The organism is Veillonella rodentium (assembly GCF_900187285.1).
In the GTDB taxonomy this organism is placed as follows: domain Bacteria; phylum Bacillota; class Negativicutes; order Veillonellales; family Veillonellaceae; genus Veillonella; species Veillonella rodentium.
In genome coordinates, this window is the sequence record NZ_LT906470.1 from 1,607,678 (window position 1) to 1,627,813 (window position 20,136).

Sequence of the window (20,136 nt, forward strand, 5' to 3'; positions counted from 1 at the left end):
ACACCTCCTTTAAGGGCGATGAGCAAAATACAGATTCAATGATTTCCTGCGAGCCTTCCAATCCGGCAGAAACTGAGCGACCAGATTGTGAAAGTTCTTGGAATGGTCTAAATATTTAAAATGAGCAAACTCATGAACCATAACATATTCAATATATGCCTGCGGGCCTTCCAACAGGCGCATATTCATCTTGATGAGTTGCTTTGACGGTGTACACGAACCCCAGCGACTCTTCATGCGCTGCTGCTTTACCGTCGGCTTGGGCACATCGATTTGTTGCTGGTGAAAGCGTTTGTACACAACCTGTGCCCAATGATTGAATACCTTGTCCCCCAGTTGACGCCAAAAAGCCTGCATCAGTTTATGCTTATGCTCGTAAGTCGCCTCATGAGGCACATACATCATAAGATGCGCCTTGCCGTCAAAACCGATATGAGGCTTTCCGCCCTGCTCGATTACATGCAACGTAATTGGCAAGCCCAGAATAGATAAACTTTCACCATCCACATACTGTAACGCCTCGATCCGCTTGGCATTGAGCGCATCAATCTTGAATCGGGCCCGCTCAATGAACGGCATATTATCCATAACAAAAGCGTCAATGCGATGCTCCGGCACATAAGCATTCGCCGAAACATGGACGACACCATCCTTTGTAATGCGCAGATTCATGTTCTTCACGCGCTTGACGGTCAACTCGTATTCAATTCTGTCGCCATTATAGGTAATAGACTTAGTTGTTGAAGTATTCATACTTTTTATTTTATCATAAGTACAATAAAAATTCGTATAATTTATAATTTTAGAAGATATTCCTACGATACAATTAAAATGGACCCGTACTTGTATGAACAATCGCTATACATACAAGTACAGATCCTATTTCTATATCCTTTCAATCATAAACTTTTACAAAACCATCCACCCATTGACGTTTATTGAGTGTAACCTTGTCAATCCCCAAATTTTCTAACCCATGTACAATAAATATATCCCAAGAACTATATTTTTCTCTAGCTAATTCTGCATACTCATACTTACTAAAGACACCTAAAGTCCCACCAACAGTATAAATTGAGTCGATATCATATCCATACCATAGTATAAAAACCTTATTATCTTCAATAATATCATCTATATGGCTATTTTTCTGTATTCCATCATTTAAAAAGAGCTTTTCAAAATAAAAATTTTCATGATAAAGCTCTCTAAATCCAGGGAGCTGTTTAGCTGAAATTATTGTTTCTATTGCTAAGTCCTTTGTCCCCAAAAAGCCTAAACTAAAATACTCTGTATATGGTAATTTATCATCTTTTTTATACTTAGCTAAAGCCTCATAAATAACCATATTCATATTACCAAACCTTTCTATCTCCATATTTTTTAATTTATTCCAATCACTTCCTGGCCCTTTATTTTCAGGTATCTCTTTACCTTTCTCTCTATATACTCGATCAGCATAATCCTTTCCCGATTCACCCTCTCTCTTAGGTATTCCTTCTGCCCAAGATGGAATATCACTAACCCTTTCTTAATGCTTGATTTTCTTTTAAAGGATAATATCCATCACTAAGATGTAAAAAAGCTCCATCACTACAACAAAACACTCGGAGTACTCATAGTTTAAATTCATAATGCCATTAACAATATTATTTTTTAAAAGCAAGAAAGGTCTCAGAAAATTGATCATCAAGCTCTATCAAAAAAAGGTATAGCCTAACATAAAAATAGTCATAATATATTCAAAGCTCTAAGGTTATCGATTCCCTTAACAATACCAACTATATAATCTGCTCAATCACCAATTTTACTATAATTTTTTATATCCATATTTAATACCGTTCCCAATGCATTGAATTAACATATTTATCAAAATCACTAAACCACCATGACCACCAATATCTAGGCATCAAAAACAATTTGATTATAAATGTAATATTTCCAACCAGTTATTATGAGTTAGAACTACAATATACCCATCATCTTGCGTATTCTTTGTTACATATATTCTATATGATTGACTTTCATAGACACAACGAGACTCATTTTGTTTAATGAGAGTCCAGTTTCCACTTAAAGGTACGATTGATTTTAAATCTGTATGTTATAAATCTTTTTTTATATTAATTGATTGACCTATTGATAAAAGATTTCTTCTATTAGAATCATAAACCTCTCCATCAATCATATAATAATCTCGAGGAAAATAGAGATTTAAAGCTTGTGTCAACTCTGACCTAGACTTCTCAACAGCATCATAAAAAAAGAATTTATAACCTAAACCACAAATCAACCACAAGATAACGCAACCAATAAACATATACCAAATGATAGAATAAATAGTTCTAAATTTCATCCCTACAAATCCTCTATGTTACCTATATACCAAATATACCCAACAGAAGCTGATAACGATACAGATGGAGCAATATTCACCTCGGTCACTGCACCAGAACCACTAATACCAATAGTTCCACCAACACCGCCTCGAGCAGTAATAGTTCCAAAATAGCCTTGAATAGACATATAATCAAACGAATTATCAATTACATGTTTTCCTACCCCTCTTAAATATCAATCTTCATTTATAGCCAAAGCCTCTATGTCTTGTTTATAAGCATTAATAGTGGCATCTAATTCATCCTTATCAAACATTTCAGGAGTGAAATTATCCATTTTATCAAAACCTGAATATTGTTAATTTTCATTCCACTTTGTTGCATAAGATGCAACTGCCGCTCCTGCATTTACATTTCCACCACTAGCCTTATTAACTGTAGCACCAACAGCAACACTAATCCATTATGCTAGTGCAGGATCATTTTTAGCTAGTTTCTTTATCTCCCCAATTAACATTTCATTAATCATAGTCGCTTTAAACCCACTACCAGGCGCATTACCGGCTATACGGGCTACCCATTCACCAATGATACCGGAAGCAATAGACTTTGCCAATTTACCATCTACTGCAAGTATACCATCAGAAATTGCGAATTGGGTAGTAGAGCTAGCTTTACCTTTAGAGCCAACACCTAAATTAGGTACTAGTCCGATATTATTATAGATTTTATCATACTTTTTTTATCATTGGTTTTCATGTCCTCTAGTTTTTGTTTACTACCATAATAGTTATACCCTATACCATTATTTGTGTAGATATATTCCGCTTCATTATGGATATCTTTCATAGCCAAAGATTTGGTAGTTAACTTATTCTTTTCTTTTGGTGCACTGCTCTTAATCAAAGCCCCTTCTAAGGTTGTCGCATTGCCTGTATGAATATCGTATCCTTCATCACCGGCATAGATCCCCGCCTGTTTCGTCACACTCTTCCACTTGCTGTCAATGCGACCAACACTAGCACTGATACTGCCGGTAGGGTCAGTGAAGTTCGGTTTTGAGGGCACAGTAGATCCTATGATATTAGTATCTCGATTCGCTTTAAGTTGCGCAAGCTCTACGGCCTTTAAGAGACTAATCAGATTCTATGATTGGTTAAAATTTGGTAAAATATAAATACTAACTACAAATGTAATTCTCCTCTAAGTTTAAGCAAAAAAGAGCCTAGATAACGTTTATGTACTCTATAAACGATTATCTAGGCTCTTTTTATTATTGTTTTGTGGTATAAACTATTACAATTACGTCCAAAGTCCAGCTAACGACATACTATAAAATTCAAAGGTCAAATATAAGATATATTCATATTAAGATCAATATTTTATACCTAACGGTTAAGTTTTGTCCCTAATAAACCGTTACGGTTAATATGAGGGTTTCCGTGTTTATAGGTCTTCGGCTTCGTACTGCTGCTTATTTTCGACCGTTCAAAGTCCTCAAACAGGCGATCCAGTTCACGAAACAGAACACGTTTTTGAGATTCTTTCAGTTCGTATACATCACCTTTATACGCAATATATCTGTTTTTCAAAATCGGATTGAGATCATAAATGGGATTATGAACCGTATTATTCACATCCAACAGTTCATCCAAGGTCAGTCCATAGTAACGGGACAGGGCACAGAGTGTATCTAAATCCGGTTCGCGATACCCTGTTTCGTAATTTGAAAGCGCCGCATTACTGATACCTACGGCCTTTGCTACTTCGATTTGGCTCTTACCCATGCGCACGCGAGCACGCTTTAAGTTCTTATAAAACTGCATGTTCATCACCTATATCGAGAATACACACATACTATAATCAAGTTAGCCTTGATTATGACTTATATTTAATTACAATGTATCACTGATTTTTTTGAAAGCTTCCTCAGCCACCGCTAATGTACGCTCAATTTCACTGTTCTTATGACAGATAGACACGAAGTTGCTTTCATAAGGGCTCGGAGCATAATAAATGCCGTGACTCAAGTTATGATGGAAGAACATTTTGAAGTGTTCTTCATTGCAGGCCGCTGCATCGTCGAAATTCATGACCGATTTATCCGTAAAGAACAGTGTGAACATGGAGCCCACACGTTGCACCGTAGCAGGTACATTATACTTTGCAGCTAACTGCTTGAGTCCGTCACAAAGTGCAATGGTCGCATCCTCCACCTGCTTGAAGATGGTCGGATCCCGTTGCAAAATGGACAATGTGGCAAGTCCGGAAGTTACGGCAATCGGATTGCCGCTCAACGTGCCGGCTTGATAAATCGGACCGGACGGAGCGACCTGACTCATGACCTCACGAGCACCGCCGAATACAGCTAACGGCATACCGCCGCCGACAATTTTTCCGAGGCAGGTAAGGTCAGGCTTAATCTTGTACAGCTTTTGAGCACCGCCGCTGCTCGCCCTGAATCCGCACATAACTTCGTCAAAAATCAAGAGCGCACCATGCGTCTTTGTCACATCCCGCAAGGTTTCGAGGAATCCCGCTACAGGGGGCACGCAACCCATGTTGCCCGCCACCGGTTCCACGATAATAGCCGCGATGGTATCGCCTATATCATCGAATAGTGCACGCACCGCATCACTATCATTATACGGCAACGTAATTGTATTTTCCGCTACCCCCTGCGGCACGCCCGGGCTGTCCGGTACGCCGAATGTAGCAAGCCCGGAGCCTGCTTTCACCAAGAGAGAATCGCTGTGGCCATGGTAACAGCCTACGAATTTAACGATGCGATCGCGCCCCGTATAGCCACGAGCCACACGCAAAGCGCTCATGGTCGCCTCCGTGCCGGAGTTCACAAGGCGAATCATTTCCATAGACGGCATGAAGGCCTGAATTTTCTTCGCCAATTCCGTTTCTAACAGCGTAGGCGCCCCATAGCTGGTACCGCGCGGAATCGCCTCCTGCAGGCTCGCAATGACCTCAGGGCTTGCATGCCCCAAAATCATGGGACCCCAGCTCAATACGTAGTCGATGTATTCGTTATTATCGATATCATAAATACGGCTGCCGCTGGCACTGCTGATAAACGGCGGATTGGACCCGACACTGCGGTACGAACGCACCGGACTGTTCACGCCGCCCGGCATATACCGTTTCGCCTCATCAAAGGCTTTTTCAGATTTACCTAACTGTAACATGGCTTCTCCTTATTGTTGTAACCATTTTGCAATATCAAGGGCATGGTACGTGATGATAATCTTGGCCCCGGCCCGCTTCATGGATAGCATCGTTTCCATCACGAGTCGTTCCTCGTCGATGAGGCCTGCCGCAGCTGCGGATTTAACCATCGCATATTCTCCGGACACATTGTATACGGCGACCGGTAATTCATAGCGGTCACGCGCTTCACGGACGATGTCCAGGTAGGACAATGCCGGTTTAATCATGATGATGTCGGTGCCTTCCGCGATATCGAGTTCGATTTCTCTGAAAGCTTCCAATCGGTTCGCCGGGTCCATCTGATAGGATTTACGGTCCCCGAATTTAGGTGCGGAGTTTACGGCGCCACGGAACGGTCCGTAATAAGCGGACGCATATTTCGCGGCATAACTCATGATGGATACATTTTTGTATCCCGCCGCATCGAGGGCTTCACGGATAGCGCCGACACGGCCGTCCATCATGTCGGACGGAGCCACCATATGAGCACCCGCTTCCGCCTGGCTCACCGCGACCTTACAAAGTAGCGGCAACGTTTCATCATTCAGGATTTCGTGATCTTCAATCATGCCGCAATGACCTGTCGATGTATATTGGCACAAGCATACGTCAGAGATAACCAAAAGATTGGGCACTGCCTGACGAATCGCTTTAATCGCCTGTTGTACAGGCTGCGACATATCCCATGCTGAAGAACCCTGTTCGTCCTTATAGGTAGGAATGCCGAAGATTTCTACGCCGCGAATGCCGAGATCGTATGCTTCCTGAGCAACTTTCACGACTTCATCCACGGACAAATGATATTGCCCCGGCAATGTGTCGATTTCTTTTTTAATACTTTCACCGGGAACGATAAATAACGGATAAATTAAATCGGATACGTCGAGTGTCGTTTCGCGCACCAAATCCCGCATTTCAGGATTGATACGCAAGCGGCGAGGACGATATGTTAAGTCGTACATGTAATCCTCCTATATGCCCTATACGGGCTAATTAAAATCTTGAACGCCAACTCATAAATAGGCAATAGAATATGCCGATTTCATAAACAGAAACCAGCTATGTTCTATCACATTCAGGCATTAGCATCCTTTACAAGGGCATTAACCAAGCCATCAGTTGTATATACGTCGCTGATAATGTGCGGATTAAGGCCCGCACTCATAGCGGTGGCAGCCGTAATCGGTCCGATGCAGGCAATCTTGGTGTTAGCCAATAGTTTTAATGCATCTTCACCCAACAGCTGAATCGTATTTGTCACCGTAGAGGAGCTTGTAAACGTAATATAATCCACAGAGCCCTCGGTCAATGCGTTAATCAAGGCCTCCTGTTGAGATGTGTCCTGTGTCGTTTCGTACAGGCGCAAAATGTCTACGTTCATATCGCGATGACGCAAGCAGCGCGGAATGACATCACGTGCCACCTTCGGTTGAATCAACAATACGGAGTCGCCCGCATTCAGTTCTTCTTCAAGGGCCTCAACAGCGGATTCCGCCTTGTAATCGGCAGGGATAATGTCCGGCACGATGCCGTATTTACCAAGTTCACGAGCCGTAGCGCAACCGATGGCTGCCACCTTTGCATAACCTAAAGCACGTGTATCCTTGCCCTCTTTATAAAGTGCATCGAAGAAATAGCGAACCCCTTCACCGGATGTGAATACCACGCATTGATATGTATTGGCATTTGCGATGATACGCTTATCCTCATCGAAAAGGTCCATCGGTATCGTCTTGATAGCGGCCGCTTCAACCACATTGGCCCCCTGTGCCATCAACTTTTCACGGAAAGCGCTCGCTTGAGCACGGGCACGGGTAACAACGACGGTTTTACCGAACAGCGGTTTATTATCGAACCATTGCAATTTCTTCCGAAGATTTACCACATCGCCCACGACGATGATAGCAGGCGCTTTTAACTGAGCCTTCTCCACATCCGCCACTACATGTTCAAGGGTGGATACCAATACCTCCTGCACGGTCTTCGTACCCCAACGAACGAGCGCAACCGGTGTAGACGGCGCGCGACCGCAGGTCATCAATTTCTCCGCAATAACAGGTAAATTGCCGACGCCCATTACAAAGCAAAGTGTATCCACCGCAGTCGCAAGGCCTTCCCAGTGAATGCCGGAAACGGATTTTGTCGGATCCTCATGGCCCGTAACAACCGCAAAGGATGTGGCCATGGCCCGTTGCGTTACAGGAATCCCCGCATAGGCAGGCGCCGCAATCGGCGAAGTAACGCCGGGAACAAATTCAAAAGGAACACCGGCCTCGCCAAGGGCCATAGCCTCTTCTCCGCCACGACCGAACACGAGAGGATCGCCGCCCTTCAGGCGGGCCACGATTTTACCTTCTTTTCCCTTTTGCACCAGCAGTTCATTGATTTCCCATTGATGCATCGTATGATCCTTACACTGTTTCCCTGCATAAATGAGTTCCGCATCGGGACGGGCCCATTCTAACAGATGAGCATCCGCCAAATAGTCATATACAATTACATCTGCACGCTCGATGCACTCTCGACCTTTTACGGTAATTAGCTTTACATCACCGGGGCCTGCACCGATTAGATATACCATACCTGTCATTTTATGATTCCTTTCTCTATAAGGGCTTCCACAATATGCTTGCCCCCTTCTTCATATAAGGCTCTCGCAAGATTTTTCCCGAGAATTTCCCCCTTTTTAGCGGGGCCGGAAATCTCACCTTCATATACGGCCCTACCGTCAAGGGATGCAATCATCGCCCTTAATCGTAACTGCCCCTTTTCGATGGTGCCATGAACGCCCATCGGCACCTGGCAACCGCCGTTGAGTTGACGCAGGAAACTGCGCTCCCCTTCTACGGCATAGCGCGTCGCTTCATCATTGATAGGCGCCAGCATGTCGAGCATTTCCGAGTCATCCGCACGACACTCGATGGCAAGCGCCCCCTGTCCTACAGCGGGTATCATTTCATCCGCCGTAAACACCTGCGTAATCTGATTCTCCAGACCTAGCCGTTTAAGACCGGCCTGCGCCAACACGACGCCATCCAGATTGTCCGTCTCTATCTTACTGAGGCGCGTCTGTACATTGCCGCGGATAACCTCTACGCGTAAATCGGGACGCACATGAAGCAGCTGTGCCTGACGACGTAAACTGCTCGTACCGATGCGGGCACCTTGAGGCAATTTATCGAGTGTCTTATACTCAGGGCTCACGAGAGCATCATAGGGAACTTCACGAGCGGAGATAGCGCCTAAGGTCAAGCCTTCCGGTAATTCCGTAGGCATATCCTTCAAGCTATGTACGGCAATATCGATGTCCCCGTCGTACATAGCCGCTTCAAGTTCCGCCGTGAATAATCCCTTACCGCCCACTTGAGCCAGCGGTTTTTCCAGGATCCGGTCCCCTTTTGTATTAAAGTGAACCAGCTCCACTGAAACGCCGGGATACAGACGCTTCAATTCCGCACTAATATGTTCAGCCTGCCATAGGGCAAGGGCACTTTTTCGCGTGCCGATACGAATATGATCTCTCATGGCATCAGCCTTCTTTCTCAAGATTAAACATATCTTTGAATAATTCCCAGTACAGACCTTCTTCCTCCGTACCTGCAATCTCATTGAAGTGAATCATAGGTTCCCGCAAAATTTTACGGGTGATCATGCGACTCATGGAATCCATAATGCGCCGTTCCTTATCGGAAATATCCGGTAATTTAGCGAGCGCCCTGTGTAATTCACGGCTTCGTATGCGCTCAGCCTTCTCCGTCAACAAGGCCATCATAGGGCGAACGGATAAATAACTAAGTTTGTCCAATAAATCCTCGATGGCTTCGTGAATGATCGGCTCAGCCCGGCGCGCCTCTTCCTCGCGTTGCGCCTTATTTTCCTCTACGACGCTTTCAAGGGAGTCTATATTAAATAAATAAATTCCATCGATATCAGCCACAGCCGGATCAATATCGCGCGGTACAGCGATGTCGATCATAACAATCGGTTCTCCTTCGCGCAGTTGAACGATTTTTTTCGCTTCTTTAGGGGTGATGATATAATGCGGTGCCCCCGTCGATGTGATGAGAATATCCGCATTCTTCGCCTGTTCCACGAAGTGATCGAGCTTAACCGCTTTACCGTTAAAGCGTTTCGCCAACGCTTCCGCTTTAGCAAAGGTACGGTTCGACACGAATATGGTCTTTACCCCTTTTGCCTGCAAATGGGTCGCCGTCAATTCGCTCATCGTTCCGGCCCCTAAGATGAGGACCGTCGCATCGGATAACGGTTTATCCAGACTGTCCTCCGCAAGATTGACCGCCGTATAGCTGACGGATACCGGCGTATTCGCAATACCCGTATTGGTGCGAACCTTTTTACCGACACCGATGGCGCGTTGGAATAAAATATTAAAAATTGTACCTGTACAGCCTGCGCTATATGCCTGAATATAAGCCCCCTTTAACTGACTCAAAATCTGACCTTCCCCCAACACAAGGGAATCGAGACTGGCGGACACGCGGAACAGATGCTCTATACAATCTCTTTCCTCATAGAAAAAGAATGCTTTCTCATCAATTTTTTCGGCCCCCTTCAAGTCTTGTAACAGCCTTAACATATACGTCTTCGGACAGTCCACATCCTCTAAAACGGCATATATTTCCGTTCTGTTACATGTGGATAATATAACGCATTCTGAAATAAAATCATACTCATAGAGGCGGTTCAGTGCGGCAACTACCTCGTCCTTTTCAAACGAGAAACGTTCACGCACCTCTACAGCGGCACTTCTATGATTTAGACCTAATACCACTAATTGCATGGCGTAGTTTCTCCTCTATACTTCTCCACTCTCCCTTGAGAATGGCTTCAAACGTATCCTCCGTTAAATGGTCACGCCAGAACTGCTGACGGGCCTCCGGTGTGGGAAGCAGTAACTTTACTTCTTCTCTAAATATTTTAAGTCCGGGCATAGCCTTTTGCAACTGACCATAACGATTCATCATATCTCGTCTCACCAGACGATTGATACGCGGCCCCGCATGATTCGCTCCGATGGCGATGTGTAAATCACCCAGTTCCAACGAGGACGGCACTGTGAAAGTACACGCCGACGGATTATCGCTGCGATTCGTCCACACACGATGGGCCTGACCTAATTCATATAATCGATCATTTAATTCATGATTATCCGTGCAGACAAACAATAATCTGCTTTGAGCGATGAGTGATTCATCATCTTCCGTGAAAGCCCTCCCATGCCAGGTGAGACGTTTTTCCCTGCTCCATGTACCGACCGCCGCCGTCGCAGACGGCGCTATGACCACAATCCGGCAGGGCTCATCGATAAATAATCGAATTCTTCGCTCCGCCACCTCACCGCCGCCGATGAACAAAATCATATCTTCAGTTGTGGGTTGAAATGTGATGGATACCATAACTCACCTGCTATAATAAAAAATCGGCTTGATGGTCAAGCCGACTTTTAATTGCCTACATAAATCGTTTAAGGTATACGCCGATACGCCCCTTTCGGGAGGTACCTGTAATGGCTTCCACCTTCATTCGGCCACAACCGCGCATGGAAATGACATCTCCTTCTTTTACCTCTTGAGATGCCCCCTTAGCCGGTTGCCAGTTTACCTGCAGTAATCCGGCGTTGATAGCGCTCACCAATTTGGTTCGGGATACACTGAATCCGGAACTTGCCACCGCATCTAAACGCAAAGATGCGACAGTAGTACGCACTTCTTTTATTCTTTCTTCCTTCGGTGCAATGTCCGCAAGCTCAATCGGCTCTACAGACACGGAAACCATAGCAATCTTCGTAAAGTTCTGAATGACAAAGTCCGCTATGCTTTCATCCACCAAGATTTGAGCGCCCCCCTGCTGTACGATTACATCACCGAATTTGGAACGGTCAATACCGAGGCCCATCAAAGAGCCCAGTACATCACGATGAGTAAGCAATCGGAACCGAGGGTCCCAGTTCACCTTTAACGCGCGGATACCCATGTCCACAGTACCGTTAAAGTCGCTATCTACAAAGGCTATACGAATACGTTCCGCCCCTTCATAGCCGCCATCGGTTTTCACCGACAGCTGCGGATAATTCGCCTTTATCGCATCGGCGATAACAAGGCCCGCAGGACTCGTAAAGTCCGCCACACGATAGGGCTTGCCCTTTACCACCTGCTCCGCAAGATCCAGCATACGGCGCGCTTCTTCGCCGCTACCGCTGGCTTCAAAATATCGAATTAATTTACTAGTATCTGCCAAAATTATTTCCCCAATTCATTCGACCGAGCAAGGCATGCCGCAACACCGTCCTGAATGGCACTGCGCAATCCGGCCTTTTCCATAGCCCCGATACCGGCGATAGTAGTACCTCCCGGGCTCGTTACCTGATCGCGTAACACAGCCGGATGCAGCCCGCTATCAAGGGCCATCTTGCCGGCACCGTACATAGTCTGTGCGGCGGCCTTAATGGCCAGTTGACGGGGCAGTCCGATACGAACGCCCGCATCCGCTAAGGCATCGAGGATGACAAACATATAGCCGGGACCGGCTCCGGATAGAGCGCCCAATCGGTCAAGATCGGCTTCGCTCACCAACGCCACTTCTCCGACGGCTTCAAACAAAGACTGCACACTATGGGCTACGTCCGTTTCCATATCGTCCCCGGTGAGTGCGGTCATGCCTACCCCTATGGCTGCCGGTGTATTCGGCATAGCTCTGAACCATTTAGCTTGCGGAATGGCTTCTTTCAAAGTATCCAATGTAACCCCGGCGGCTACGGATATCATCGTCGTCCCGTATGCTACTTGACTCAAAGGCTCAAGCACAGCCGGTAATACCTGAGGCTTTACGGCTAGCAATATGGTATTATAGTTCCTTACATCAGGCATCGCAGTAAATCCTACAACACCCAGTTCATCCGTCAGTTCCCGGCATTGCTCCTCGCGACGCACCAGAATATGCGTGTCACACGCTTGTAACACACCATGCTGTAACGCACCGCGAAGCAGAGCTCCGCCCATCGATCCGACACCGATGCATAAGGTTTTACCTAACATATTTGTCACCGCCATTTTCAGGGAATTTATTTATTTTGCCAAGAATATTCGTTTTGCTCGGTGCTGCTTTCATTATCATTGTAATCAATAGAAATGTTAACAGGTACGCACATGAAAATGTCCTTACCTACCTTTTCCAATTTACCATCCAATGCAAAGGTCGCGCCGGATACGAAATCTACAATACGAGCAGCTTCATGAGGATCCGTATTTTCAAAATTGATCAATACGGGGCGCATATCGCGCAGCTGATGCGTAATATTTTCAGAATCCTCAAATACCTTTGGTTCAATAACAATTACCTTCATTGCCGTTGGACGTTGTGTCATTGTAGATTGGCCTCCTACCTTGCGTGGATGAAATTCAGATGCACCGGATACAGGGGCCGCTGCTACAGGAGCGATTTCATCCTCGTATTCCTCTTCATCTTCATAATCGTAATCATCATATTCATAGTCGTCATCATTTTTCGCTAAGAATAAGTTTTTTGCTTTGTCTAAGTAATCTCCCAATGCCATGAATTTTTCCTCCTGATAAAACTAACGCGGTATAAACTGAATAATACAAAATTTAGTAATATACACGTTCCCCAAAAATAGCTGTGCCTACACGAACGATGTTAGCGCCCTCTTCCAAAGCCACCTCAAAGTCGTGAGTCATCCCCATAGATAAATATTGAATCTGCCCCTCTTCGAAATAGCGTTTCATATCCTCATACAAGGCATAAGCTACGCGGAAGATAGGACGTGCTTCCTCCGGATCATCAAAGAAAGGCGCAATGCACATCATTCCCCGAACCCGCACATGAGGTAAGGTCTTCGCGTAATCCCGAATATCCGGAAATTCCTCGACGGACATGCCGGACTTAGACTCCTCACGGGCTATATTGACCTGCAATAATACATCCTGCACCTTATCGTGCTTTGCAGCCACCTTCTCGATTTCATCCAATAATTTACGACTGTCTACGGAGTGAATGAGATCAAACATAGGAACCGCCTGACGTACCTTGTTGACCTGCAGATGACCGATCAAATGCCATGTCAATCGAGGACCTTTATAGAGCATCTGCTTTTCCTTCGCCTCTTGTACTCGATTTTCCCCCACATGAGTTACACCGAGACCGGAAACCTCTTCAATAGCGGAAACAGGATGATTCTTTGTAACCGCCACCAGAATAGCCGTATCCACGCGACCGGCACGCGCCATAGCATCCGCCATGCGCTGCTGTACTGCGTGCAGGGATTCTTCAATCATGTGAAAGTCCCCCTTCAATCTCTATATAATAATAAACCAATATATCAGTATAGACTATTCTATTATATAGTATTTAGCCGCGAATGTATATCGTTTACCGCATATACCATGCGAATTTCTGACATGATACAGTATATTTCTACGCTTTTTAATTATATTTACAGCACACCATTATCGCGCCCGTAGCATACCGAATAATGCCATGCGGCCGGTTATACCATTTTCACGGCGATAGGAATAACAATCCGCCTCTGTCATGCTGTCCGTTCCGCCGATGCAGATATGTTCTTTAAGCACACCGTGAACGATGAGGCCTTCTTCGATGAAAGCCCACAAATTAACATAGCCTTTATCTGTAGGAGCTTCTGCAGATGCTGCGTCAGTGACATTTATATCACGTTCATTTGCTCCAGATTTCTTTGTTTTATCAGCGCTATCGGAACTTTCAGAACTATCCGATAGTATACCATCAAGCGAACTGCTGTCCCTATAACGAACCAGATCCGTTATCTCCCGATTCGTCATGTCCAGCCAAGCCTGTTCAAATCGCTCCGCTAACCCGCGGTCAACCTCAAAGGATTCGGGTCCGATGCTGGGGCCTAAGTAAACATAACAGTCTTCGAACTTTGTTCCATATGCGGCATGCATGGCCTCGATGGTCCGAACCGGCAAATGGTCGATAGCGCCGCGCCATCCCGCATGTACCACAGCCAATGCATGGTGTGCCGCATCATAAATACCGACACCCACACAATCGGCGGTAAATAAAAACAAGGGCACATTCGGAATCTTTGTGAATATGGCATCGCAATCATCGATAGCCGTCTCGCTGTTAAAGGCACCGGCACCGATATGTTGTTCCGTAATCTCTACAACCTTTAAGCCATGCACCTGATTTCCGCAGGTAATACGTCCTGCACCAACGCCTAAATAGTCTGTAATAACAGAACGATTACGACGTACCGCCTCCGGATCGTCCCCCACGTGAAAGGCTAAATTTAAAGAGTCGTACGGCTTTTCCGACACCCCGCCGTGACGGCACGTATCCCCCATGACGAGCGGAAAATGGTTAGCCCACAGAGGCTGCTCATACGACCACATCCCATAAGGGCCTTTAACATCAATGCGCTCCACATCATTTTTCATATGTTATAAAACGCCCTTTCTATACTTGCAAATACAAAGTTACACCCATGAAGTTATTCACATACACCGCAGCGCTTACAACCCTCTGCACACGGAGGCGTATAAGCTTCATCAAGAGACCGTTTCCATTCCAGCTCCAGATATCCGTCCCGTAAACCCATGTCGAGATGGCTCCACGGCAGAAACTCATCAAAGCTGCGTTCCCGATAATTCATGTCATCCATATCAAGGCCGGCCGCTTTCATTTCCGCCTTAAAGGATTTGCTGCCTCTATCCTCTGCACAGGCGGCGATGACGGCGCCTAAGCGTCGGTCTCCACGAGCGAGTACACCTTGAATATAGGCTTCTTTCGGCGATTCTACGAGAACCTCGATGCGACGATTCTTCTGCAGTGATTTTTTTATGTATTGTAACTTGCGCTCCACATCTTTTTGACGAGCCATCGCCATCCATTGAAACGGTGTAAACGGCTTCGGTATAAACGGATTGATGCTCAAGGTCAACCGCCCTTTACAGCCCACTTCGGCCATATGTGTCTGGGTGCGCTCCGCAAGGCTGATGATAGCATCGATATCTTCATCCGTTTCCGTCGGCAAGCCGATCATGATATACAGGCGCATATGTTGAATTCCCGATTGGGCGGACAAGGTGGCGGCATTTCGCAAATGCTCCTCACTGATTCCCTTGTTGATAACGCGGCGCAAGCGTTCACTGCCTGTCTCCGGTGCAATGGTAATCGTCTTTTGCCCGCTGTCCGCAAGACCGTCCACAACGGCTTGTGTCAACGAATCGGCCCGCAAGGATGCACAGGAATAGCGCATATTCTTTGAACGAATATAGGTCACCAGATCATCCACCTCAGGATAATCGGAGATGGCGGCCCCCATCAGGCCTACTTTCTTGCCGAGCTGCTCCGCCCTGTCGACGCCTTTTTTCAGAACCTCCAAGGAACGTACACGAGGCACCCTGAAGCAGTAACCGGCCATACAGAACCGGCAATGACGTCCACAGCCGCGAGCCACTTCGATAATGTACATGGCACCGAACTCCGTATAGTTCGTCGCCACTACCGTCTCTCCGCCGCTCGTCAACGGTCCGAAATGGCGACGTATAGTCTTCGGCGCATCACCGGAATCATAGCCTATAAAACGATTTTTCTCATCATACCGCGGCGTATACAGCACAGGCACATACACGCCGTCAATATTCGCCAGAGACGCTATGACCTGTTCCCTGCTTTCACCATGATCGCGCCCCTCCCGAATACGATCCAATACGGCGGTAACAACACCCTCCCCTTCACCGATAATACAGGCATCGATAAAGTCCGCAAAAGGTTCGGGGTTAAAGGTTGCACAAGGTCCGCCGGCGATAACAATGGGGTCGAATTCAGTCCTGTCGCGACTCATCACAGGCACGCGTCCGTGACGCAGCATCAGAGGAATATGAAAGTAATCCATCTCAAAGGTCACATCGAAAGCGACCACATCGAACTGATGCATGGCTCGCCGGGTTTCAATGCTCATAAGCGGCGTTTTGGTTTTATCATATGCGTCCAATTCCTTATTTTCAGGCAGGAAAATTCTCTCACACACGCTGTCAGGACGTAAATTTATTTCTTCATAAATAATATGAAGACCCAAATTACTCATGCCCACATAGTACGTGTTCGGGTAAACGATGGCCACCTTCTGCGATGCATGAGGGTTAATCGTCACGCGACTGGCCTCATCTCTATGGAGTTGTTGTAATCGATCGATTAAATCCTTACGATTCACTACAATCCTTTCTATACGAATTCACTACAAGGAAACAATTCAATACATTATGTATTACTACAATCCGCCGCAGCTAATTAATTTCAACTATTTTATATGGCTTACCTTGTCGCTGACTTTATTGCTGACCTTCTGCACCAGCCGAGGGCGATGTTTCTTTTCATACGGATAGAGAACAACCTCGCCATCTATATATTCGGCAATGTAAATCTCCTTCACGGTATAGCCTTTGTTCTTCACTTCCTGTTCGAGCCATTCCTTATCTTTTTCGATGAGATCCAATGTGAAAGTATTAATCTGACCGTCATTGATAAGATCGAATCGGATATTATCCTCTCCGTATTGAACGACGGTAAGGGCACCGTTCTGCTCAAGTACGGCCCGTTTGACATCCTTTACATATTGGATGCCCGCCCCGCGCAATTTAAGCTTCAGCTCCGCCGCCTGAATACCGTAGCGCATGCATTCCTCCGTAAGAACGACACCCTTTTCAATAACGATTACAGGATGACCGTCCAAAATAGTTTTGAAAAATCGTAGATTCCCTTTCAGGAATTTAAGGGTCATAACCAGGATAGTCCACAAGATAAGAACGAGCATAAATTGTAAAATACCGATTTGGTCGTTATAAATAATAGCGCCTATAATACCGCCGAGAACATAATTCTGCAATTGATCCAGCGCGGATGTAGGTGCCAAATTCCCTTTGCCCATCAAGTTAATCTGTAAGATAATCGCTAAGAGACCGATGGCGAGTTTTGCAAAAACCATGCCGTAGACGATCATAGATTCTGTCATATTTCCTCCTTAAGGTAGTACTTCAGCCTTATCATGAATCCAGTTCGTCGGATTCACCGTATATACACGAGAAATGGTATAGGCCGTAAATTCAGGATTAAACTGCACCTCATAATACGCATCACTGACCTTTAAAATCATACCGTTACGTACCTTTAAGGAGTTGACCGCCAACTGATCACGCGAAATGGAACGGTCATTACTGAAACCATTCAAAAAAGCAAGCATCCGCGAGGAATCCTCCGAATAGGATCTCATACGGCCGTATTCCTGATACTCCATGCCGAGGAAAAACACTACGATAAGAGATAAGATAACCGTCAAATCACGATAGCGACTCGTAAAACCGTTTCTCATAACTTGAATACCAACGACGAGTAGTGCCAGCAAAACAACTAAAAAACTGATAAACAGCCATATATTTCCCGTCGTAATTTGGCTCTCCACATAGGAAACAGTGTAAAAATCCATATAATTCGCTCCTTTCATATTCAATTTATTATACCATATAACGTATTAAATTTTTCGATATAGAGATGCTGTAACAGCCCTTATTTCGAAAAAAAGAACAGCCCCGAAAGGCTGCTCTTTCTGTGATACACTTTAACGAGTATTATTTTAACCAGCTCATCAAGTTGCGAAGTTCCGCACCAACCGGTTCGATTGGATGATTAGCCGCCGCTTCTCGATGTTCTTTAAGGAATTTCTGACCGTTCTTGGAATCAGCCAAGAATTCATCAGCAAATTTACCGGATTGAATATCCGCCAGGATTTGTTTCATAGCTTTTTTAGTATCTGCAGTAATTACGCGAGGACCTGCATAGTAATCACCGTATTCAGCAGTGTTGGAGATGGAATGGCGCATCTTTTGGAAGCCGCCTTCGTAGATAAGGTCTACGATCAATTTCATTTCATGCAGGCACTCGAAGTACGCATTTACGGGTTCATAACCGGCTTCAGTCAATACTTCGAAACCTGTTTTGATCAACTCGGTTATGCCGCCGCACAATACAGCCTGTTCACCGAAGAGATCGGTTTCCGTTTCGGATTTAAAGTTGGTTTCCAAGATACCGGAGCGACCGCCGCCGATACCGGATGCCCATGCCAAAGCAACTTCTTCAGTGTCGCCGGACGGGTCTTTTTCTACTGCGTACAAGCATGGAACGCCGGAGCCTTCCTGGTATGTACGGCGAACTAAATGGCCAGGACCTTTAGGAGCCACCATGAATACATTTACGTCTTCACGAGGAACGATTTTACCGAAGTGAATGTTGAAACCGTGAGCGAATGCCAAATATGCGCCTTTCTTCAAATTAGGCGCGATATCCTCAGCATAAACATCTGCCTGCAATTCATCCGGAATCAATACCATAACGATGTCTGCACCTTTAACAGCTTCCGCCGTTTCTTTTACGGTAAGGCCTGCTTCTTCAGCCGCTTTCCAGCTGGAGGATCCACCGCGAAGACCGATTGTCACATCCATGCCGTTTTCTTTCAAGTTTAATGCATGTGCATGACCTTGAGAACCGTAACCTAAGACTGTAATTTTTTTGCCTTCCAATTTGCTTAAATTACAATCCGCATCATAATAAACTGTAGTACCTAAAATTTTACCTGCCATGTTAGACAACCTCCAATGATATTCAAATAGAATATGTAATATATACTGTACACGAGCTTACATTTATACATAAGCTGTGGAGTACATTTGTTCATTATCAAAGGACAATATGAATATCCCATGATAAAATGTAATAGCTATTGCACGATAACCCACGGACGTTCCCGCTCCCACACGACCTGTACGGTCATGCCGAATACGTCCGACAAAACGGAGTCCGTCAGGACATCCTGTTTGGGGCCCGCCCGAATGATCCTGCCCGCTTGTAAAATCGCCACATGCGTAATTACGGGCAATATTTCTTCAATCTGATGTGAAACGTAGACAATCGGCGTGTGCTGCACCTCTACGAGGGACTCCACGGTTCGAAGGAATTTCTCCCGAGCCGGTAAATCAAGACCTGCACAAGGCTCATCCAAAATGAGCAAATCCGGATCGGCCATAATGGCTCGCGCCAATAAAACACGCCGCTGCTCACCGGCGGACAGGGTATAAAACCGATGCCCCTCCAAATAGGCGAGGCCGAATTCCTCGAGTAGCCGCAGCCCCTTTGCACGAGTCATCTCATCCACCGTCTGGTAGATGCCGATACTGCTGAAAGCACCGGAAATGATGACATCCTCCACCTTTTGTTTATCCAGTGTTGATTGAAACTGTCCCAATGCGGAACTGACGAAGCCCAAACGCGCCTTGATTTTCGGCCACGCATATTTGCCGAATTCATGGCCGAATACGCGAAGCGTTCCCGTCGTAGGGATCTGATACGCCGGTATCATGCTGAGCATCGTCGATTTGCCGGCCCCGTTCAGTCCGAGCAGGGCCCAGTTTTCACCGGACTCCACATGCCAATTGACATCATCTAAAATCGGCCTGCCGTCGCGCCGGAAGCAGACGTTTTCATAATGGAGTAATTCATCACCCAC

The 20,136-nt window shown here is 45.8% G+C and carries 23 protein-coding genes; all 23 read right to left on the reverse strand.

Annotated elements, in window-relative coordinates:
• Positions 1-9: 9 nt before the first annotated feature.
• Positions 10-753, reverse strand: coding sequence for a M48 family metallopeptidase (locus tag CKV62_RS07335; RefSeq protein ID WP_095066367.1), 744 nt, complete (start codon positions 751-753; stop codon positions 10-12).
• A 142-nt stretch (positions 754-895) separates the two neighbouring features.
• Positions 896-1,354 (reverse strand): hypothetical protein, encoded by a 459-nt coding sequence (locus tag CKV62_RS07340; protein WP_095066722.1) that lies wholly within the window; start codon positions 1,352-1,354, stop codon positions 896-898.
• A gap of 750 nt (positions 1,355-2,104) precedes the next feature.
• Positions 2,105-2,356 (reverse strand): hypothetical protein, encoded by a 252-nt coding sequence (locus CKV62_RS09585; protein WP_231968313.1) that lies wholly within the window; start codon positions 2,354-2,356, stop codon positions 2,105-2,107.
• A 2-nt stretch (positions 2,357-2,358) separates the two neighbouring features.
• The gene (locus CKV62_RS09590) at positions 2,359-2,526 is read right to left on the reverse strand and encodes a hypothetical protein (RefSeq protein ID WP_157728923.1); all 168 of its coding nucleotides are present in this window, start codon (positions 2,524-2,526) and stop codon (positions 2,359-2,361) included.
• A 276-nt stretch (positions 2,527-2,802) separates the two neighbouring features.
• A complete protein-coding gene (locus tag CKV62_RS09445; protein WP_157728924.1) occupies positions 2,803-2,955 on the reverse strand; it encodes a hypothetical protein in 153 nt (50 codons plus the stop codon).
• An 89-nt stretch (positions 2,956-3,044) separates the two neighbouring features.
• Entirely contained in the window at positions 3,045-3,407 is a 363-nt protein-coding gene (locus CKV62_RS09595; RefSeq protein ID WP_231968314.1) for a hypothetical protein, read from the reverse strand.
• 320 nt (positions 3,408-3,727) lie between these two features.
• Positions 3,728-4,165, reverse strand: coding sequence for a helix-turn-helix domain-containing protein (locus tag CKV62_RS07355; protein ID WP_095066368.1), 438 nt, complete (start codon positions 4,163-4,165; stop codon positions 3,728-3,730).
• Between the two features lie 69 nt (positions 4,166-4,234).
• Positions 4,235-5,536: a glutamate-1-semialdehyde 2,1-aminomutase gene (gene hemL, locus CKV62_RS07360; protein ID WP_095066369.1), complete on the reverse strand. Its 1,302-nt coding sequence runs from the start codon at positions 5,534-5,536 to the stop codon at positions 4,235-4,237.
• A 9-nt stretch (positions 5,537-5,545) separates the two neighbouring features.
• Complete coding sequence (hemB, locus tag CKV62_RS07365) at positions 5,546-6,520, reverse strand: porphobilinogen synthase (RefSeq protein ID WP_095066370.1); 975 nt, start codon at positions 6,518-6,520, stop codon at positions 5,546-5,548.
• Between the two features lie 113 nt (positions 6,521-6,633).
• Positions 6,634-8,148 (reverse strand): uroporphyrinogen-III C-methyltransferase, encoded by a 1,515-nt coding sequence (cobA, locus tag CKV62_RS07370; RefSeq protein WP_095066371.1) that lies wholly within the window; start codon positions 8,146-8,148, stop codon positions 6,634-6,636.
• Positions 8,145-9,083: a hydroxymethylbilane synthase gene (gene hemC / locus CKV62_RS07375; protein WP_095066372.1), complete on the reverse strand. Its 939-nt coding sequence runs from the start codon at positions 9,081-9,083 to the stop codon at positions 8,145-8,147. Before hemC ends, cobA begins: the two co-directional genes overlap by 4 nt.
• A 4-nt stretch (positions 9,084-9,087) precedes the next feature.
• Positions 9,088-10,359: a glutamyl-tRNA reductase gene (hemA, locus tag CKV62_RS07380; RefSeq protein WP_095066373.1), complete on the reverse strand. Its 1,272-nt coding sequence runs from the start codon at positions 10,357-10,359 to the stop codon at positions 9,088-9,090.
• On the reverse strand, positions 10,328-10,975 hold the full coding sequence (locus CKV62_RS07385) for a precorrin-2 dehydrogenase/sirohydrochlorin ferrochelatase family protein (protein WP_095066374.1): 648 nt from the start codon (positions 10,973-10,975) through the stop codon (positions 10,328-10,330). Before CKV62_RS07385 ends, hemA begins: the two co-directional genes overlap by 32 nt.
• Positions 10,976-11,030: 55 nt before the next feature.
• Complete coding sequence (locus CKV62_RS07390) at positions 11,031-11,816, reverse strand: YlmH family RNA-binding protein (protein WP_095066375.1); 786 nt, start codon at positions 11,814-11,816, stop codon at positions 11,031-11,033.
• Positions 11,817-11,818: 2 nt separating this feature from the next.
• Positions 11,819-12,613, reverse strand: coding sequence for a pyrroline-5-carboxylate reductase (proC, locus tag CKV62_RS07395; RefSeq protein ID WP_095066376.1), 795 nt, complete (start codon positions 12,611-12,613; stop codon positions 11,819-11,821).
• A gap of 26 nt (positions 12,614-12,639) precedes the next feature.
• Entirely contained in the window at positions 12,640-13,131 is a 492-nt protein-coding gene (locus tag CKV62_RS07400; RefSeq protein ID WP_038117842.1) for a cell division protein SepF, read from the reverse strand.
• Positions 13,132-13,183: 52 nt separating this feature from the next.
• Positions 13,184-13,870, reverse strand: a complete 687-nt coding sequence (locus tag CKV62_RS07405; protein WP_095066377.1) for a YggS family pyridoxal phosphate-dependent enzyme — start codon at positions 13,868-13,870, stop codon at positions 13,184-13,186.
• 171 nt (positions 13,871-14,041) lie between these two features.
• On the reverse strand, positions 14,042-15,016 hold the full coding sequence (locus CKV62_RS07410) for a purine nucleoside phosphorylase YfiH/LACC1 family protein (protein ID WP_095066378.1): 975 nt from the start codon (positions 15,014-15,016) through the stop codon (positions 14,042-14,044).
• A 53-nt stretch (positions 15,017-15,069) separates the two neighbouring features.
• The gene (locus CKV62_RS07415) at positions 15,070-16,794 is read right to left on the reverse strand and encodes a radical SAM protein (protein ID WP_095066379.1); all 1,725 of its coding nucleotides are present in this window, start codon (positions 16,792-16,794) and stop codon (positions 15,070-15,072) included.
• Between the two features lie 87 nt (positions 16,795-16,881).
• Complete coding sequence (locus CKV62_RS07420; protein ID WP_095066380.1) at positions 16,882-17,592, reverse strand: DUF421 domain-containing protein; 711 nt, start codon at positions 17,590-17,592, stop codon at positions 16,882-16,884.
• 9 nt (positions 17,593-17,601) lie between these two features.
• On the reverse strand, positions 17,602-18,063 hold the full coding sequence (locus CKV62_RS07425) for a DUF3290 family protein (protein WP_095066381.1): 462 nt from the start codon (positions 18,061-18,063) through the stop codon (positions 17,602-17,604).
• Between the two features lie 142 nt (positions 18,064-18,205).
• A complete protein-coding gene (gene ilvC / locus CKV62_RS07430) occupies positions 18,206-19,213 on the reverse strand; it encodes a ketol-acid reductoisomerase (protein WP_095066382.1) in 1,008 nt (335 codons plus the stop codon).
• Between the two features lie 137 nt (positions 19,214-19,350).
• Positions 19,351-20,136, reverse strand: a complete 786-nt coding sequence (locus tag CKV62_RS07435) for an ABC transporter ATP-binding protein (protein WP_095066383.1) — start codon at positions 20,134-20,136, stop codon at positions 19,351-19,353.

Excerpts from the sequence above, each read along its gene's own strand:
- CKV62_RS07335 (WP_095066367.1), bottom strand. The coding sequence starts at position 753 with ATGAATACTTCAACAACTAAGTCTATTACCTATAATGGCGACAGAATT.
- CKV62_RS07340 (WP_095066722.1), bottom strand. The coding sequence starts at position 1,354 with ATGAATATGGTTATTTATGAGGCTTTAGCTAAGTATAAAAAAGATGAT.
- CKV62_RS09585 (WP_231968313.1), bottom strand. The coding sequence starts at position 2,356 with ATGAAATTTAGAACTATTTATTCTATCATTTGGTATATGTTTATTGGT.
- CKV62_RS09590 (WP_157728923.1), bottom strand. The coding sequence starts at position 2,526 with ATGTCTATTCAAGGCTATTTTGGAACTATTACTGCTCGAGGCGGTGTT.
- CKV62_RS07355 (WP_095066368.1), bottom strand. The coding sequence starts at position 4,165 with ATGCAGTTTTATAAGAACTTAAAGCGTGCTCGCGTGCGCATGGGTAAG.
- hemL (WP_095066369.1), bottom strand. The coding sequence starts at position 5,536 with ATGTTACAGTTAGGTAAATCTGAAAAAGCCTTTGATGAGGCGAAACGG.
- hemB (WP_095066370.1), bottom strand. The coding sequence starts at position 6,520 with ATGTACGACTTAACATATCGTCCTCGCCGCTTGCGTATCAATCCTGAA.
- cobA (WP_095066371.1), bottom strand. The coding sequence starts at position 8,148 with ATGACAGGTATGGTATATCTAATCGGTGCAGGCCCCGGTGATGTAAAG.
- hemC (WP_095066372.1), bottom strand. The coding sequence starts at position 9,083 with ATGAGAGATCATATTCGTATCGGCACGCGAAAAAGTGCCCTTGCCCTA.
- hemA (WP_095066373.1), bottom strand. The coding sequence starts at position 10,359 with ATGCAATTAGTGGTATTAGGTCTAAATCATAGAAGTGCCGCTGTAGAG.
- CKV62_RS07385 (WP_095066374.1), bottom strand. The coding sequence starts at position 10,975 with ATGGTATCCATCACATTTCAACCCACAACTGAAGATATGATTTTGTTC.
- proC (WP_095066376.1), bottom strand. The coding sequence starts at position 12,613 with ATGTTAGGTAAAACCTTATGCATCGGTGTCGGATCGATGGGCGGAGCT.
- CKV62_RS07400 (WP_038117842.1), bottom strand. The coding sequence starts at position 13,131 with ATGGCATTGGGAGATTACTTAGACAAAGCAAAAAACTTATTCTTAGCG.
- CKV62_RS07405 (WP_095066377.1), bottom strand. The coding sequence starts at position 13,870 with ATGATTGAAGAATCCCTGCACGCAGTACAGCAGCGCATGGCGGATGCT.
- CKV62_RS07410 (WP_095066378.1), bottom strand. The coding sequence starts at position 15,016 with ATGAAAAATGATGTGGAGCGCATTGATGTTAAAGGCCCTTATGGGATG.
- CKV62_RS07420 (WP_095066380.1), bottom strand. The coding sequence starts at position 17,592 with ATGACAGAATCTATGATCGTCTACGGCATGGTTTTTGCAAAACTCGCC.
- CKV62_RS07425 (WP_095066381.1), bottom strand. The coding sequence starts at position 18,063 with ATGGATTTTTACACTGTTTCCTATGTGGAGAGCCAAATTACGACGGGA.
- ilvC (WP_095066382.1), bottom strand. The coding sequence starts at position 19,213 with ATGGCAGGTAAAATTTTAGGTACTACAGTTTATTATGATGCGGATTGT.